At 34.2% G+C, this 17606-nt stretch carries 12 protein-coding genes and 1 riboswitch; of the genes, 4 read left to right on the top strand and 8 right to left on the bottom strand.

What is annotated here, in order from left to right; translation table 11 throughout:
• Nucleotides 1–8: 8 nt before the first annotated feature.
• Nucleotides 9–914, top strand: coding sequence for a GYDIA family GHMP kinase (locus tag C7D53_RS13005; RefSeq protein WP_106916876.1), 906 nt, complete (start codon nt 9–11; stop codon nt 912–914).
• A 127-nt stretch (nt 915–1041) separates the two neighbouring features.
• The gene (gene pckA, locus C7D53_RS13000; RefSeq protein WP_106916875.1) at nt 1042–2658 is read left to right on the top strand and encodes a phosphoenolpyruvate carboxykinase (ATP); all 1617 of its coding nucleotides are present in this window, start codon (nt 1042–1044) and stop codon (nt 2656–2658) included.
• Nucleotides 2659–2854: 196 nt separating this feature from the next.
• On the opposite strand, the gene C7D53_RS12995 is transcribed toward pckA, so the two are convergent.
• Nucleotides 2855–3262 carry a type II 3-dehydroquinate dehydratase gene (locus C7D53_RS12995; protein ID WP_106916874.1) on the bottom strand — a complete coding sequence of 136 codons (408 nt, stop codon included), beginning with the start codon at nt 3260–3262 and terminating at the stop codon, nt 2855–2857.
• 243 nt (nt 3263–3505) lie between these two features.
• A riboswitch (SAM riboswitch) is annotated at nt 3506–3602 on the top strand.
• 83 nt (nt 3603–3685) lie between these two features.
• Between C7D53_RS12995 and C7D53_RS12990 the strand changes: the two genes are divergently transcribed.
• Together C7D53_RS12990 and C7D53_RS12985 are read left to right on the top strand one after the other, a co-directional pair.
• Entirely contained in the window at nt 3686–6622 is a 2937-nt protein-coding gene (locus C7D53_RS12990; RefSeq protein ID WP_106916873.1) for a SusC/RagA family TonB-linked outer membrane protein, read from the top strand.
• A gap of 17 nt (nt 6623–6639) precedes the next feature.
• On the top strand, nt 6640–8133 hold the full coding sequence (locus tag C7D53_RS12985) for a RagB/SusD family nutrient uptake outer membrane protein (RefSeq protein ID WP_106916872.1): 1494 nt from the start codon (nt 6640–6642) through the stop codon (nt 8131–8133).
• Between the two features lie 93 nt (nt 8134–8226).
• Here the strand turns inward: C7D53_RS12985 and C7D53_RS12980 are convergent, their stop codons facing one another.
• The 7 genes from C7D53_RS12980 to C7D53_RS12955 all read right to left on the bottom strand — a co-directional run bounded on the left by C7D53_RS12980 (nt 8227) and on the right by C7D53_RS12955 (nt 17601).
• Nucleotides 8227–8670 carry a hypothetical protein gene (locus C7D53_RS12980; RefSeq protein ID WP_106916871.1) on the bottom strand — a complete coding sequence of 148 codons (444 nt, stop codon included), beginning with the start codon at nt 8668–8670 and terminating at the stop codon, nt 8227–8229.
• Nucleotides 8671–8706: 36 nt separating this feature from the next.
• On the bottom strand, nt 8707–9093 hold the full coding sequence (locus C7D53_RS12975; RefSeq protein ID WP_106916870.1) for a hypothetical protein: 387 nt from the start codon (nt 9091–9093) through the stop codon (nt 8707–8709).
• Nucleotides 9094–9473: 380 nt separating this feature from the next.
• Nucleotides 9474–9881 (bottom strand): hypothetical protein, encoded by a 408-nt coding sequence (locus tag C7D53_RS12970; protein WP_106916869.1) that lies wholly within the window; start codon nt 9879–9881, stop codon nt 9474–9476.
• Nucleotide 9882: 1 nt separating this feature from the next.
• A complete protein-coding gene (locus tag C7D53_RS20945) occupies nt 9883–10026 on the bottom strand; it encodes a hypothetical protein (protein ID WP_162926171.1) in 144 nt (47 codons plus the stop codon).
• Between the two features lie 59 nt (nt 10027–10085).
• Nucleotides 10086–10403, bottom strand: a complete 318-nt coding sequence (locus tag C7D53_RS12965) for a DUF1493 family protein (protein ID WP_106916868.1) — start codon at nt 10401–10403, stop codon at nt 10086–10088.
• Between the two features lie 131 nt (nt 10404–10534).
• A complete protein-coding gene (locus C7D53_RS12960; protein WP_106916867.1) occupies nt 10535–10840 on the bottom strand; it encodes a DUF1493 family protein in 306 nt (101 codons plus the stop codon).
• Nucleotides 10840–17601 carry an FG-GAP-like repeat-containing protein gene (locus C7D53_RS12955; RefSeq protein WP_106916866.1) on the bottom strand — a complete coding sequence of 2254 codons (6762 nt, stop codon included), beginning with the start codon at nt 17599–17601 and terminating at the stop codon, nt 10840–10842. Before C7D53_RS12955 ends, C7D53_RS12960 begins: the two co-directional genes overlap by 1 nt.
• Nucleotides 17602–17606 lie beyond the last annotated feature (5 nt).

Genomic DNA, 17606 nt, shown 5'->3' with positions numbered 1-17606 from the left:
AAAAAAATATGAACGCGATTTTTTCACCGGGAAAGCTTATGCTTACTTCAGAATATTTCGCAATCGATGGAGCTCTTGTCTTAGCGGTACCTACCAAGCTGGGACAAGAGTTTTTTTTTGAAGAAAAAGATGATGCAAGATCCCTTATTTTTTGGGAAGCCCTACATCAAGACAAACATTGGTTAACTGCAGTTATAGATTATAAAAACTGGCAGATTCTGGAAACCAATATTCCAGCAAGCGCAGAATTTATTTTAAAGACATTAAAAAATGTTCAGCAGCTTTCTACTACGAAGTTCAAAACCAACTTTACTTACCATTTAAAAACAAATCTTCAGTTTCCTGCTAATTTTGGACTTGGAAGCAGTTCTACCTTAATGAACAACCTTTCAGAATGGGCAGAGATAGATCCTTTCCATTTAAACACCATCAGTTTAGGGGGCAGCGGATATGATATTGCTGTTGCAAAGGAGAAATCAGCTGTTCTTTTTCAAAACAAACCTGAGATTAAGTTTGAAAAGGTAGATTTTAACCCTTCCTTTAAAGATGAATTGATTTTTATCCATTTAAATCAAAAGCAGGATAGCAGAGAAGGGATTAATCTTTATAAATCAAAAAATAAGTCTCCGGAACTTGTTGATGAATTTTCAGATATCACAAAGAAAATTTTATTATGCAATGAATTGGAAAGTTTTTCCGAATTAATGATGATTCATGAGCGTAAAATTGCTTATTTTCTTGAGATTCCTACAGTTAAGGAAAAAATATTCTCAGACTGCCCTTCTTTCGTTAAAAGTTTAGGCGCTTGGGGTGGAGATTTTGTGATGAGTGCCAAATTTGGGGGCTTTAAAGACTATTTTTGGGAGAAAGGTTTTACAACTATTTTTGAATGGAAAAATATAATTGATTTATAACCAGTTATTTACCGTCCTGTTTTTTTATTTGTCATTCTGACTTATATCAGTATATTTAAACCTCCTTTAACAAATAATTAATATTATTTTTGTTGAAGTCAATAAAGAAATAGAAAATATAAGTAAAATGAAAAACACTAAAATCATCCAGGATTTAGAGAAATTAGGGATTAAAGGAAACTATGAAGTAGTGTATAATCCTTCTTACGAAGAATTATATCAGGCTGAAGTTTCTCCTGAAAATCAAGGGTTTGAGAAAGCTGAACTTACAGAATCTGGCGCGGTATCAGTAAAAACAGGAATTTTCACAGGTCGTTCACCTAAAGACAGATATATTGTTCAGGATGATGTTACAAGAGATACGATTTTCTGGGATGGTAAAGTAAACTTACCAACGAGTACAGAAATTTTTGCGTCTTGTAAAGAACTAGTGCTGGACCAACTTGCTGAAGCAAAGAAAATTTATGTTGTAGATGCTTTCTGTGGAACAAATGCAGATACAAGACTTAAGGTAAGATTTATCGTTGAAGTAGCATGGCAGGCGCATTTTGTTACTAATATGTTTATCCGTCCTTCTCATTATGAGCTGGAAAGCTTTGGAGAGCCTGATTTCACTGTAATCAACGGTTCTAAAACGACAAACCCGAACTGGGAAGCACAAGGATTGAACTCTGAAAACTTCGTTATGTTCAACCTTACTGAAAAACTACAGATTATTGGAGGTACTTGGTACGGAGGTGAAATGAAGAAAGGAATGTTCGCTATGATGAACTATTACCTACCATTAAAAGGTATGGCTTCAATGCACTGTTCTGCAAACGTAGGAGAAAAAGGTGATGTTGCTTTATTCTTTGGTCTTTCAGGAACTGGTAAAACTACTTTATCTGCAGATCCAAAAAGATACCTTATCGGTGACGATGAGCATGGATGGGATAATAACGGAGTATTCAACTATGAAGGAGGATGCTACGCTAAAGTTATTGACCTTTCAGAAGAAAAAGAACCGGATATCTTCAGAGCAATCAAAAGAGATGCACTTCTTGAAAATGTTGTAATCAACAATGGAGTAGCAGATTATACAGACGGATCTATTACTGAGAATACAAGGGTTTCTTATCCAATCTACCATATCAATAAAATTGTATTACCATCTAAAGCTGGTCATGCTAAGAAGATCGTTTATCTTTCTGCGGATGCATTCGGGGTACTTCCTCCGGTTTCCATCTTGAATGAAGATCAGGCTCAATACCACTTCCTTTGCGGTTATACATCTAAATTAGCCGGAACAGAAAGAGGAATTACAGAACCTCAACCATCTTTCTCACCTGCATTTGGTGAGGCGTTTCTTACATTACACCCAACAATGTATTCAAAAACTTTGATTGGTAAAATGAAAGAACACGGAGCTAAAGCTTACCTAGTAAACACAGGTTGGAACGGAACAGGAAAGAGAATTTCTCTAAAAGATACAAGAGCAATCATCGATGCTATCATTGACGGATCTATTGATAATGCTCATAAAACTCAGGTTCCAATCATGAATCTTGAGATTCCTACTGAGCTTCCAAACGTTTCTGCAGGTATCCTGGATCCTAGAGAAACTTATGAGAATGCTTCTGAATGGGAAGAAAAAGCAAAAGATCTTGCTTCAAGATATATCAAGAACTTCGAACAGTATTGTGATACTGAGGAAGGTAAGAGATTAATCCCTTCAGGGCCTCAATTACAGCAACAAACAATCTAATAGTATTGTTTATATAAATAAAAGCCTCATCATTGATGAGGCTTTTTTGTTTTTATACTTATTATAAGCTTTACAGAATCATATGATGTTTTTTAAGATTTGCATAATCTGCTAAATCAGCGAGCAATACATTTAACATGTAAATTAAATTGTATATACGGAAGCATCTTGTGAATTTTTTAATTCTTTGTTTAACTTACTTTATACTCAATAAAGCCAGCCTGTATCCATCCATTCCAAATCCGGACAAAACTGCATCAGTGTTAGCTGCAGTTACAGATTTTTGTCTGAACTCTTCTCTTTTGTAAATATTGCTGATGTGAACCTCGATCTTTGGCTTTCGAATATTCTTTAAGCAGTCTGCAATTGCATAAGAATAATGAGTAAATGCTCCGGGATTGATCACTACGGCATCGAAATCATCCTCCTGAAGTCTATTGATGATTTCTCCTTCAATATTAGACTGGTAATATTTTAATTCATGAGAATGAAACTCGGATCTTAAATTCTCCAAATAAGTTTCCATGGAAATCGTACCATAGATTTCAGGTTCTCTGGTGCCTAGAAGATTTAGGTTGGGCCCGTTTATAATCAAAACTTTCATTCTATAAAATTAAAACTTTTTTTAATTAAAGCTCAGAAATTTCTGTTTGTCTTTGGTTTTTGTCAATTGAATTATGTTTAATGATATTTGTCATGTTTGAAAAATTGATAATTCCTGCAACTCCTTATTTTAATGGCTTTTAATATAATCTTATGTTAATTTTTGAAAATTTATCATGAAAAAATAATAAGTCTACTTGTTTTGTAGACTAAAAGTTTATAGCTTTGCAACCATATTTCGATCGGCTTATAAAGAAAGATGGAGGGAACTGACCCTGCGAAATCTTAACAACCTGCTTCGCGTAAGGTGTTACATTCAGCCTTTAAAGGAAAAATAAGCATTTGGTTTATCGTATTTATCGATGCCCTTTGCTGACTTTTCTGCAAAGGGCAAAATTTTAATATATGATAAATAAAACTGATTATGTTTGGTAAAAATTTAATTAATTCTAAAGTTTGGATTCCACCAGTTGCTGCATTTTTTTTAGGAATTGTAGGCGTAAGTGGGCAGAATTCCAAGCCGAAAAAAGATACACTTAGAGAAAAGGAAATTGATGAAGTAGTAGTGGTAGCTTATGGAAAGGCTAAAAAAAATAGCTATACCGGTTCTGTAGCCACTCTTTCAGGGGATAAGATCAATAACAGACCTGTCACCAATATTACGAAAGCTTTGGATGGACAGGTTGCCGGAGTTCAGACTACGGGATCTTCAGGACAACCGGGGGCTTTGTCTACCATTCGAATCAGAGGAATTGGTTCGGTAAGTGCTTCCAGCGATCCTTTATTTGTTGTGGATGGAATTCCTTTTGACGGAAATATAAACGCGATAAGCCCTAATGATATTGAATCCATCAGTGTTTTGAAAGATGCTACGGCAAGTGCCTTGTATGGTTCAAGAGGAGCGAACGGAATTATCATCGTTACCACAAAATCCGGTAAGAAAGGAGAAGCAAAGGTTAATCTTAATATTAGCCAGGGATTCTCAGGAAGAGCCGTAAAAGATTACGAACAGGTGAGTACAGACCAGTATTTTCAATTATACTGGGAAGCCATGAGAAATGGATATCAGTCTGATAAAGTGAATGCACAGCAGGCAGGGCAGATGGCAACGGATAATATTGTTTCAGCTCTGGGAATTAACCCTTACGGAATTAATTATTCAAAACCTGTAGGCACAGATGGAAAACTATTGCCGGGAGCAACTCCTCTGTGGAATGATGACTGGAGAGATATTTTGCAAAGAGTGGCTTCCAGAAACCAGGTAGATTTGGATATCAGTGGTGGAAGTGAGAAAAGCAATTATTTCTTTTCATTAGGATATCTTGATGATAAAGGGATGGCTATTGAATCTGGCTTTAAAAGATATAATACCAGATTAAAGATTAATTCTGAGGTGAAAAAATGGTTGAATGTTGGTGTGAATTTAAGTTATACAAACAGTCTTCAGCAGGCTCCAACCTCTTCAGATTCCAAGGCTAGTAACATTATTAATGCCGCGAGATTCGTTCCATCATTCTATCCTTACTATGAAAGAAATGCAGATGGATCTTATGTGTTGGATGCAGATGGAAATAAGATTTATGATTTCGGAAAATACAGACCTACGGTAGCTCTTCAGAATCAAAATGCTGCGGCAAGTCTACCTTTAGATAAAAATGAAAATAAGGAAGATAACTTTTCAGGGAAAGGGTTTATGGAGTTTACATTCCTTCCGGAATTGAAGTTCAAGACCAGCTTTTCTGTTGACTTAGTGAATTATAACGGACATTATTATACCAATCCGCTTCTTGGACAAGGAGTTGATATCGGAGGTTCAGTTACAAAATCCAACACAAGAACGCTTTCTTACACCACCAGTAATATTCTGACCTACGATAAGAAATTTGGGAAACACCATATTAATGTTTTAGCAGGGCAGGAATTTTATAAATACGATTATCAGACTATTTCCGGGACAAGAAACCGTTTTGGTCTGCCTTATTACTATGAGCCGGATGCTGCTTCTTTATTGGTAGATTTTGGTGGGAAAAGTGATAAATTAAGTCTGTTAAGTTACCTTGGAAGAGTTGAATATGATTTTAACAATACCTATTTCCTATCGGCTTCAGGTAGGGCAGATAGTTCTTCAAGATTCAGTAGAGATAACAGATGGGGAAGATTTTGGTCTGTAGGAGCTTCATGGAAAATTTCTAATGAAGAGTTTATCAAAAACCTAAATTTCTTCAATCAATTAACCCTGCGTGCCAGTTATGGTGGACAAGGGAATGATAAATTATTAAGACCCAATGGAGAGCCGCTTTATTATGCTTATCAGGAATTATACAAAACCTATAATCTGGGTGGAGAATCTGGAACAACATTGGAAAAAGCAGGTACACTGGATCTAAAATGGGAAACCAATCTCAACTTAAATGTAGGATTAGAGTTTGCGATTTTGAAAAACAGAATTAAAGGAAATATCGAATATTTTAAAAGAGAAAGCCAGGATCTTCTGTTCAACGTACCGGTTGCTCCGTCTATAGGAATCAGTGATTATCCTGCGAATATCGGAACAATACAGAATACAGGTTTTGAATTTTCATTATTCACTACACCTGTTAGAACGGATAATTTCCAGTGGAATGTAGATGTTAACCTGAGTACTTTAAATAACAAAATAACCAAATTACCAAAAGGACCTCTTGTTGTAGGGCAAACCAAAATGCTGAGAGAAGGAGGTTCTGTATATGATTTCTATATTCAGGAATGGGCAGGAGTAGATCCAAGTAACGGAAGCCCATTATGGAAAACAATTTCTAAGGATGCCAATGGAAATACAGTTGAGGGAACAACTTCTGAATATGCAAAAGCAACAAAAATATTACAAGGCTCTGCATTACCTAAGCTAACAGGAGGGATTAATACAAGTATTGCTTATAAGAACTTTGATTTTTCTGCATTGTTAACATTTAAAATCGGAGGAAAAATTTTAGATACAGATTACACTTCCGTTCTGCATAACGGAAATTCCGGAGGACGTGCATGGGGCGTGGAAATGTTGAATAGATGGACGCCGGAAAATACCAACACGGATGTTCCTGCCTTAAGTACAAGAACAAATAACTGGACTTCAAACTCTACAAGATTTTTATATTCAGGAACTTATGCAAGACTTAAAAATGTGAGCATAGGGTATACACTTCCGTCAGATTATTTTGAAAAAATAGGACTTAAGAAATTCAGAATTTATGTTCAGGCAGAGAATCTTCTGACATTCTATAAGCATAAAGGGATGGATCCTGAGCAGGCATTGGATGGTACAACTTACTATAGATATCCTGCAATGAGAACAATTACATTTGGTCTTCAGGCAACTCTTTAATCTTTAAAATTGAAACAATGAAAAAAATAAAATATATCTCTCTTGCTCTAATAGGATTATGGTCGCTGACAAGTTGTGAAAGTGAATTGGATACAGCTCCAACCGATCAGTCTAATAGTGTAGAGGTTTTTAAAACAGCTGAAAATGCTGAGACAGTTATCAACGGAACCTGGGCAAAATTTAATAATGACGGGACCACTTTTGCCAATATTGGTTACTCTACTGTTTTAAGGGCAAGTGATGCCATGGGAAGTGATGTTGCTGTACTTACCAATAAATATGGGTTTGCGTCTACCTATGGTTTTACGGAAATGGTCAACAATACATTAGGTCGCCCGTCGTTTATCTGGACTATGCTTTATTCTACAATCAATAATATGAACAATGTTATTGCAAGAATAGACGGAACAGAGGGCAGTCAGGAAAAAAAGAATCAGGTGAAAGGGCAGGCGAAAGCATTACGTGCTTTCTGTTATCTTAATATTGCCAGCTTTTACCAGTTCAGTTACCTTAAGGATAAAACCGCTTTAACGGCTCCCATTTATACAGAACCTTCCTCTACAAGTACAGTAGGAAAGAAAAAGTCCAGTCTGGAAGACATCTATACTTTAATTAAAAGTGATCTTACAGATGCAGATAATTTATTAAAAAATTATACAAGAAATAATAAGGATAAAATCAACCGAAATGTAGTAAACGGGATTTTAGCAAGGGTTTATCTGAATACGGGGGAATGGAGTAAAGCTTCTGCGGCTGCAAAAATTGCAAAAGAAGGATTTACGTTAATGGCTCCGGAAAAGTATAAGGAGGGCTTCAATGATATTAACAATGTGGAGTGGATCTGGGGACATGCACAAACCCAGGAGCAATCAGACGCCAGTTATGCCTTCCACTACTTGGATGTATCTTCATCAGGAAGTTATTATTACAGTTTTATGGCAGACCCTTTCTTTAAAAATTTGTTTGATACCAACGATATCAGATCTCAGTTGTTTTCATGGGATGGTCTTCCGGCAAGAGAGGGATTGCTGAGATATGCTAAATTTAAATTTAAACCCAATCTTATTGCAGATATTGTCTACATGAGAGCTGCTGAGATGTACCTGATCGAAGCTGAATCAGAAGCGCGAAACGGAAATACGACACAGGCAGTAGCTATTTTAAATCAATTGAGATCAGCAAGAAATGCTAATGTATATAGCGGGCCGTTGGCACAAAATGATGTGGTGAATGAAATCTTGATTGAAAGAAGAAAAGAATTATTTGGAGAAGGATTCTCTCTTTCAGATATTATAAGAACACAAGGTTCTGTGGTAAGAAAGCCATTTGTAGATGCTGATGGAAAGCCTATCAAAGTTCAGATAACAACACCTAACGGAACTGTGAAAACAGTTGATGGTAGAGGTCATTCCATCTTTGATCTTCCTAATAAGAACGCATTTACCCCAAACAGTAGTTATTATTTATTCAGTATTCCACAGAAGGAAATTGAGAATAATCCCAATTTATAATTACAGTCCATAATTAGATTTGATTTTTTAAACCACCGCAAAAGCGGTGGTTTTTTGTTTTTAAATAGAACAAAGGTATTCGTTCTGAATGTATTAATCCTTGTCAGAAATACCAAGGTCTCTAAGAGCTACTATACATCCTATATTTTTCAGTTTAGCTCCTTTTTTCAAATAAAATAAGACATATTCCTTTTCACCCTTATTCAACTTATTAAAAATTGATATATCATAATGTTGAGTCCCTGGAGCTTGTTTCAGTCCAATTATTTGTACAAAGATCTCATGACAGGCATCTCCATGATTATATTTATCTGCCATTAAAATTGAGTAGGGTAAGGTTTTATTATGAAATGGTGAGTTAAGATAATATAGTGTTAGTTGGTTGTAAGCATTAATACTGCCATTCATCAGAACCTCTTTTTTATATTTTTCTAAAGGAATACTTTTAGGTTTATTTTGCTCCTTATCTTTTGAACAGTAGATTAGTAATGCAAATAAAAATAGCATTATGACTTTCTTTAAATACGTGATTTTCATTTATTAATATTTAAATAAACATTCTTTTTAATTTACTTAATTATCATTTTTAACTCTTTTAAATATAAACACTTTGTTATTTTTAATGATTAATAATGTATCACTATTGGCTTTTTTAATAATTTTAAAAGGAAGATTAACTTCTCTCCAAGATATGGGGAATTCATCATTTGCTAAACTTCCTGGTATTAAAAATTTTCTTTCCGCTAAACTTTTTGTATAATAAAAGAAATTATATTTTTTGTTAGCATACCTATGTTTTTCAATTTCAAATTCATATCCAATACCATAAGTTCCTTCACCTTCTATAATTGTATTAAATGAATAATTATTAAAATCACGAAGATCTTTGCCATCTTTATCCTTACAACTTAAAGTAGTGAAAAAGGAAAGTATTATTATTAAAGCTGTACGATAATTCATGTTTTCTATTTATTAAAGATTGATTTAAGTTGAATAAACCTATCGGCTGACATTGTCTTGTTGAAGTTAATATCAACACCAGTTGCTACTGAATCTAATCCAAAACTTACAGATATTCCATAAGTTTTAAATTTCCATCTTTAATCTTCTTAATAAGAACTTATTTACCCCAAACAGTAGTTATTATTTATTCAGTATTCCGCCAGAGAATATATACTAGAGTTAGGGTTTGAATGTTTATTACTCTCATCTATATTTAATTTAATATTGTTTACTTTATAATGATAAAGTAATTCTATCGCATAATCTTTGCAATCTGAGAATATGTAAGTATACAGTTTCTCTCTCTTTTATGGAGCTATCACTATAAATGATAGTTCCTATAAACAGGCCTCTTTCCATTCTCCATCACATTTATTTTTCCAATCTTTTGGAAAATTTTTGCTATTCTGTAAATCCTGAGATATAATTTCAAAAACTTGTTTATGCCATAAACCGTTATGTTTATAATAATAGAAAGGACTATTAGTAAACTTTTTTATGCTATCACCAATACTTACCATCTCTACTTTATTCAAAAAAATCAAAGTATCTTTTTGTCCTATTTTTATCTTAGCATGGGAAAGAACTCCTTTTCGAACATCTACTTTTTCTATAATTATACCGTGAAAACTATATTTAATATTATGGATAATCCACTTTTGATTTGGGTTGTGATTATAGATGAATAAACCTATTAAACAGAGAATGGATGCTAAAAATAATAAAAACTTAATATTACGATACATTTTAAAATATTTTTTTCATAATGCTAGAGTTTGCCCAAGACATTTTAGCTCCTGCTCTCGCTGCAATGGTCCAGGTACTTCCTAAAGAATTGGCAACCTGACTTCCTATCTGGAAAATTTCTCCTACACCATTTGCTATTCCCACACTGGCATACGAAATAATAAGTCAACTTTTACATCAGAAAGAAACAACAATTTGAACTTCTATTCAGGATCAAACCATTCTTTTCGCTTTGCTACCTCTATCATATGGTGTATTGTTATTGATGGTTTGTTTTCTATTTTAATTTTAAATCCAAATTCTATCAAAATTTTTTTTAAAAATGATATTTGATAAAAATATTTATAAACATCAAAATCATGGCTGTTCTCAATATCAAACTCTTTAAAGAAAGATTCAAATAACCATTCCAAATCCATAAAATCTTCATTTATATCATTAATAATTGTTTTGTTTTTTAATTCACCATTATAAACTCCCCATTTTTTAAAAAACATTATTACTTTCTCCTGTATATTCATCTTCAGTGTTATTTATTAGTTGTATTATAGATAAGTCCGTTTCCTACTCCTGCTCGTGCACCTCCAAACCACACTGGCACACGAAATAATAAGTCAACTTTTACATCAGAAAGAAACAACAATTTGAACTTCTATTCAGGGTCAAACCATTCTTTTCGCTTTGCTACTTTTATCATATGAGCAACGGTAATTAATGGTCGATTTACTTTTTTACTTTTTTTCTTAAATAAATTAAAACTAATACTGGATAAAGGTTCGAAAAATTTATCTATTTCTAAATAACCTTTCTCTATATTAAATTCCTTTATAAAACGTCCCATAATTATGTTAGCATCATCAGATAAAATAAAATCTGGATTTATAATCGCATTAACATCTTTAATGGGGATGTCATATTTTGAAAAAAAATCTATAATCTTTTTCTCTAAATCTTTCATTATTTTCTAGTTTTTGTAATTGAACTATTTATTCTGCGTGCGCTGTCATACATCATTGCAGTCCCAATTATTGGTGAATTTCTTCCTAAAAATGTACCCCAAGTAACAGCTTTTCCATATAATGTTGGTAGAGATTTCAATCCAAATAAATTAATACTTTTTGATCCTATTACATTTTCAAAGAAAACAGAAGATTTTAAGGTATATTTTGAAGCTCCAAATACAGTTCTTATGCCCACTTCTGATTTTAATACTTTTGTCACCCCCATTTTCAAAACATTATATCCTGCTTTCACTTCTCCAGCACCAATAAACATTGAAGCAACATCCCAGCTGGCATCATACATAGCTCCACCCGTTCCTTGGTTATAGTGCCTGAACCCATATCCTTCAAATGAAGAAGAAAGCTCTCCTCCTTGAGAACGAGTTATTTTTACAGACGTTGAAGATATTACATTTCCATTATCATCATATTTATAATCTGTTTTATCTCCACCATTATTGTTAATTTTATTTCCATTTTTATCATACCCATTATCAGGACTATCTTCCACAACAGTAGTTTCTTTATGCGCTAAGTAATTAAAAGCCGTAACAATTAGTCCTTGTCCTGCACCCATCCAGAAATTCCCGCCTCCAAGCACAGAACCAGCACCGCCACTTACCGCTCCATTAAATAAAGCAAAACCATCACTTCTTAAAATATTATTTTCACCTACCTTACTTGTAGCTAATCCAAGTAAATCATTAGATACGCTAGCAAAAGCACCACTTAAAGCACCACCCCAGAAGTTACCTCCTTGTACTGTTGAAAAAATACCCTGCGTTAGAGCGTGTGCCCCTGCTCTGGCTACAATCGTTCCCCATTTACCAAGAGCTCCTGCTACAGAAGCTATTTTAAATACGTCTCCTATCGCTCCTGCTATTCCAGCGCTTGCATATGACATAGCAAGACCACCTACAAAACGAGCTCCATTAAAAGGAGTCTGTGTATAATACATGGTAAAAAACTCCGAAACTACAGCTGCTATGATAGGGACAAACCAGACAAACTCCCCATTCGGGTCATTATACATCAATGGATTGTTAAATACATATCCATATTTGTTGTAATTCTGGGTGTTGAATATATCTTGTATATTCTCGTCTGCATTTAAGAATCTTCTGAGTAATGGATCATACAATCTACCATTCATGTGAATGATTCCTACTTCCATAAAATGCTCATGACTGGTATATCCTCTGTCTACACTAAGATCTTTCGATAAGTTCAGAATAGCGTCCTTATCTGTAATAACCGCTCCATTGCCAATCTGTAAATGAGTGAAATTACCCCACGCATCAAAATGCCTTTGTTCCAGTTTATTTCCTACCTCATCACTGATCGCCAGAATACTTCCGATATAATCTTTATGCAAAAATTTATAAGAACCGCTGCTCTCCGTATAGTTCTTTAAATATAGAATATTAGATTCATATGGTGTCCCACCAATATAAAGAATATGCTTTTCCTTTCCGGTCGTATTATCTTTTATCACTTCATAGCTTCCGTCTTCACTGTAAAATTTAGTGAATTTCCCTTCTCCATCTGTACTGAAATTACCGCCAAAGGTAACTCTTTGTCTCATGCTCGTTAAGCCATACTGGAATGCGGCGTCTCCTTTAATCCCATCAATGAATACAGGGTCATTATTTTCGTTATAGCTAATGCTTTGTATTAAATTATTATTATAATTCTGTTCTCCGGCAGCATTCAACGTCATTCCTGTCGGTTGGTAGATTTTGGCAGAATTCTCAAACTTGATGGTTCCTACCTGATCGTTTTGGGTAATTCTTCCTTTGATGTCATAGACATTTCTGTTCATTGCTGGCTTGATTCCGGTTACAGGATTCGTCCAGTTAATTAATCGGTTGTTATCATCATAATCGAAAGATTCTACTATATTGAAATCCCCTCCAGTTATTCTGCTTTTCAGCTCATTCTTTATAGCATCAAATGAGTAAGAAAGTTGCAGAATGCTTGGCTTAACAGCTGATGAATGGCTAACATTCGTTAAGAACCCATTAGCATCGTAGGTATTATTAACATCCGCTACTCCTAATTTAGCTTTTAAAACCTGGCCTTTAGCATTGGCTTCCTTAAGCTCCCACAGGCTCTTGCCAGTTATTTTATCTTTTACCTGTATAAGCTCTCCATTCCAAGCGCTATATACATTTTCAATCTGAACCTTAGTAAGAACACCAGAAGAATATAATTGCTTCTCATAAGAAACAACCCTTGCTTTATCATCATAGGTAATATCTTTTTGGATAAAATACTTTCCACTACTGCTTTCCGAAGATGATAATACTCTTCCCTGTGGATCATAACTGATATTGGAACTGTATGATTTTCCTTTCGAAGTTCCTGATCTTGAAATAATCCTTCCTTTATCGTCATAAGCAAAGGAAATTAATTTATTGGTTGCTTCTCCACCATCAACAGTAGAGAGTTCTTTTTGAGAAATTAATTGCCCCAAAGCGTTGTAGCTATATTCTTTGGTTCCTTTCGGACTTATGATCTTCTTTGGTTGTCCGAATCCATCGTATTCATATTTGTAAATGCCATTAGAAGGATCGTTAAATTCTGATTTTCTTCCCCAGGAGTTATATTTTGTCGTAACAATATTTTCGGCATATTTTACCTGAATTTGTTCTCCTGCTGCATTGTAGGAGAATTGAATCGTTCCTCCTTTGTCGGTGGAAGAAATGACATTTCCCAGGGCATCTGTAGTTTTGGAGGTTGTTCTGCCATAACCATTAAGTTCTTTTATCGTTGTGGTTAAACTGGAAACTGAGGTTTCTGTTCTCTTCCCGCTGAATGCATTAGCACTAGCTTTGGCAGGGAAAACGGTATCATCATAAACAATAGTATTCCATTGAGATGCATTTTGTCCCTCAAAGTAAGGTTCACTTTCTGAAGTTTGTCTGCCTAAAACATCATAAGTAATATCTTTTGAAATAAATTGCCCTTGCCCAAATGCTTTGGTAGAAGTTTTATAATCCTGGCCTAATCTGTTGGTGAATTTTTTAGAAATATCCCCATCGGGGTAATATTGTGTAACAGTGATATTAGAATTGTTATCTTTGTTATACTGATACGCGGTTGTTCCTCCAAGATTGGTTTTGGAGGTCAGTAGTTTTCCCCAACCATCATATGTGTTAACAAGCGTATTTCCTAAAGGATCTTTCTGTTTTTTTATTTGTCCCCAATCATTATATTCAATATTGGTTTCTAATCCTAAGTTATCTGTTTTTTTGATTACAAATCTTCCTTTTGGATCATACTCACTTGTATTTGTTTGGATTTGAGCATCAATGCTGTTACTTATTACTTTTTGGGTAATATTTCCGAAACCATCATTACTATAGGTTTCAAGCAAATATCCAGTATTATCCCTGTTCCATGTTTTTAACGTTTTTAAAAGATTGTTTTCATAAGTATATTCTTCCTTAGCAGATTTTGTATCACTATATGCCTGAACAGTTTCTGTTTTAACTTTAGGTTTTCCAATGCTATAATTTGTTCCGGGGGTAGTATTAGGCGGATAATATTCTAATTCAGATGTTGAAACAGAGTATCCGTCATTAATCCTCGTTACCGATTTTTTAGGAAGATATAAATTATCATATTGCTCTACAGTATGAATTGTTTTAATATTGGTTAAAAAATCTTTTGATGTCGTTACAGACGGATTAATGGCAAGAACTATTTTAGATTTATCCGCATTAGAAACATTAGTAACAACATTTCCATTCAATAACTTATCAATTTTATAATCATATTGTTTGAATGTTAATAGTTGAGTGTTATTTAACGAAATATCAATCGGAAATATTTTTGTTTCATCCGCAGTTCTTATAGACCAATCCTTATACGGTAATCCTTCATTAATAGGGTTTATTTCTGAACCTGTCCAGATTTTAGTATTTTCAAATCCATTGGCAAAGAATGTGGATCTTGCAGTTTGTCTGAAACCAATAATTCCTTTACCGTGCAAATGTCCTATTAAATCTCTGTATCTAAATTCCTGTTTTCTTTCTCCTTGGGTTAGTTTTGAGACAACATGATAGTTTAGATTCTCTTTAATATTAACATAAGGATAATTTACAGTAGTAGTCTCTAAATAAGATTTATAAATGTTTCCTTCATTTATCAAAGGAGAATATTCTATATCTGTTTTTACACCTCCTTGGATAATAGATTTAATTCTTGCTATTTTATCAAGCTTACCTTCTAGATCCCATGTGATAAGTTTTGTCTTATGGATAATAGCAAAGTCGGTATTTAACTGCGAAAGACGAAAAGTTCCCAATAAAGGCAAATAGTGCTCTCCATAATTAGAGTAGTTAATGTCTTCACCATTTTTATCTCCCCATGCTGTTTCTTCTTTAGAGGCTAGATCATAAGCGACTGTAAGTACAGGTTTACCTGTAGTGTCTACACCATCATTTCTGAAATAAACAAAGCCATAACTAGAATCTGGATTATTGATTGCCCATTCTCTAAACCATACCTCAGATTGGAATTGAAGGAAGTCACTTTTCCCATCTTTATTCAGGTCAGGTACAAAGTAATTTCTTATGGTATTTCTTCGCTTAGTAGGAGCTCCAGTATGCTGAGGTTTATAAAGTGACAAATTTGAATAATAGTACTCTGCAATACCTTTACCTGTTGAAATAAACATTTTCCAGTCTGAAGAGTCTTCTGCTACTGGAGACATTACATCAGTTTTTCCATCACCATTAAAATCACCAAGTAGTGCCACTCCTTTAACAGAAATTTGAGCTGGAGATTGTGCTTTTAAATCAAATTCTTTTGTGACAGTATTTAGGGAGTAGATTTTAGTCCCGTCTTTCAACCCAAATAAATCTGTTTTTCCATCACCATCAAAATCACCTAATGGTATAGGCTTATAGTAGGCAGACGAAATAAAGGTATACTGTCCCATATTGGTTGTATAATCCGTTAGCGGATACTCTCTCTTTTTTAGTATTCCTTGCAATGGGTCAAGGTAGAATTCAAAAACTTCACTTCCAATATTTGCAGTTCCTTGCAATTCGGGATACCCGTTCCAGTCTTGTCCCCAAATTTCTTCATATACATCTTTTAATGTAGTAATAATAAATTCAGAAATACCATCACCATTAAAATCTCCTTCAAGAAATTTTAAATCACTGAGCAGATAGCCTATTGGTCCATGTTGAGTCCCATGATAACCTGTTAGATCTGAAAACCCAAATGAAGAAAAATCAAATTGCTTTAGCATGATTTCATCAACTCCAGACCCATTAAAATTATAGGCTCTAAGAGTTAATTTATAAGTTGGCCCAAAAACCCATTCATAAGTAAAGAATGTATCGTTTGATGGCATTACCCCATTATTTTTAGGGTAATTGCCACGAGTTATAACCGTTCCTGTGTAATTAATATTTACAAAATTTCCTGAACCATCAAGCCTTCCTAGCATTAATGTGTTTCCTTTGATAAAATCTAATTTTCCATCACCATTAAAATCTCCTGAAACAACACTATCCCCATATATTTCGTCAAACCTAGAATTTTGATTAAAAGTATTTGATGATTGAGTAGATGATGCATTTTCAAAAACTATGGGATTAGCAGGTTCATTATTGGCATTGTATTCAGTTATTTTATTAACAAATTGATAATTTGAACCATTATTACTGTATTCAATTAGAAATCTTTTAAATTGATTATTATTAGATTTTACAACTATGTCGTTTAAAAGTTTATCTTGAAACAGCGAAATTCCATTTATATATGATATTTCCTTTAAGTTTCTTGTGGTATTTGTATTGTAATTGAATGTAATACTATTAAAGTGTGCTTTCCCAAGATTTTCATTTCCTCCCCAGCTAATAGTTGAAATTATCGCTATATTATTATAATTGTTCTGGGTGTAGTTGTAAATAATAAAATTCCCCAGTGCATCTTTCCATTTGACAATATTGTATTCGATAGGAGTTCTGGCATTACTAAGCCCCGAATTGGTTGCCCCATACCAAGCCTGTGAACCATCCTCAAAAGTGACCTCCCAATATTCAGGACCTTTCCATGTTTGTCCTGTTATTGAGCCAAGAGATTTTATTTTGATATTGGAATATTTCTCCGTAACATATTCGGCTCCATCTTTTCCATATTCACCAGATTTCAAGATCAGCCTTTGCCCATTGAAGCTGTAATAATCAGAATAGTCTAGTTGGACTCCCTGTAGTTCTCCATCTTTCTCAATGGTTTTCCCTATTCTTGAAATAGCTGTAAGGCCTGATATATTCCATCCATATCCAGCAATTCCATTTCCAGAGCCACTAGTATAAACAAGGTTAATTTGCGGTGCTACGCTTTTCACCCCAGGTGGTAAAGCAATAGGTAAAGTAAATTGCAATTGTCCGGCTCCATTTACTTCAATATTCCCTTTAGTATCATGGAAACTTTTCCCTTGTGGAGCCGTTGTTCCTGATGGATTGGTTGCTCCTGCTCCTGAATCTACTAGTCCTCCGCCTGGGGTTTCTGTCGCAGGACCAATCTTAGCAATAAAAGGATTAGAAACATCTGATTTTGCATGAAATCCTTCAGTCAAAATAACTGTTTGTGGATCTTGCACTGTCCGTGAAGTAGTTTCTGCCTGGTACAGTATGGTTTGTGAAAAACCTATTACTGAACACAAGGATAATATCAATGATGAAATAAATTTCATATTTA

This window comes from Chryseobacterium aurantiacum, assembly GCF_003020585.1.
Classification (GTDB): domain Bacteria; phylum Bacteroidota; class Bacteroidia; order Flavobacteriales; family Weeksellaceae; genus Chryseobacterium; species Chryseobacterium aurantiacum.
This window is presented reverse-complemented; position numbering and strand designations above follow the sequence as displayed.

What these genes read in the sequence shown, in the direction of transcription:
- C7D53_RS13005 (WP_106916876.1), top strand. Translation starts at nt 9, where the DNA reads ATGAACGCGATTTTTTCACCGGGAAAGCTTATGCTTACTTCAGAATAT.
- pckA (WP_106916875.1), top strand. Translation starts at nt 1,042, where the DNA reads ATGAAAAACACTAAAATCATCCAGGATTTAGAGAAATTAGGGATTAAA.
- C7D53_RS12995 (WP_106916874.1), bottom strand. Translation starts at nt 3,262, where the DNA reads ATGAAAGTTTTGATTATAAACGGGCCCAACCTAAATCTTCTAGGCACC.
- C7D53_RS12990 (WP_106916873.1), top strand. Translation starts at nt 3,686, where the DNA reads ATGTTTGGTAAAAATTTAATTAATTCTAAAGTTTGGATTCCACCAGTT.
- C7D53_RS12985 (WP_106916872.1), top strand. Translation starts at nt 6,640, where the DNA reads ATGAAAAAAATAAAATATATCTCTCTTGCTCTAATAGGATTATGGTCG.
- C7D53_RS12980 (WP_106916871.1), bottom strand. Translation starts at nt 8,670, where the DNA reads ATGAAAATCACGTATTTAAAGAAAGTCATAATGCTATTTTTATTTGCA.
- C7D53_RS12975 (WP_106916870.1), bottom strand. Translation starts at nt 9,093, where the DNA reads ATGAATTATCGTACAGCTTTAATAATAATACTTTCCTTTTTCACTACT.
- C7D53_RS12970 (WP_106916869.1), bottom strand. Translation starts at nt 9,881, where the DNA reads ATGTATCGTAATATTAAGTTTTTATTATTTTTAGCATCCATTCTCTGT.
- C7D53_RS12965 (WP_106916868.1), bottom strand. Translation starts at nt 10,403, where the DNA reads ATGAATATACAGGAGAAAGTAATAATGTTTTTTAAAAAATGGGGAGTT.
- C7D53_RS12960 (WP_106916867.1), bottom strand. Translation starts at nt 10,840, where the DNA reads ATGAAAGATTTAGAGAAAAAGATTATAGATTTTTTTTCAAAATATGAC.
- C7D53_RS12955 (WP_106916866.1), bottom strand. Translation starts at nt 17,601, where the DNA reads ATGAAATTTATTTCATCATTGATATTATCCTTGTGTTCAGTAATAGGT.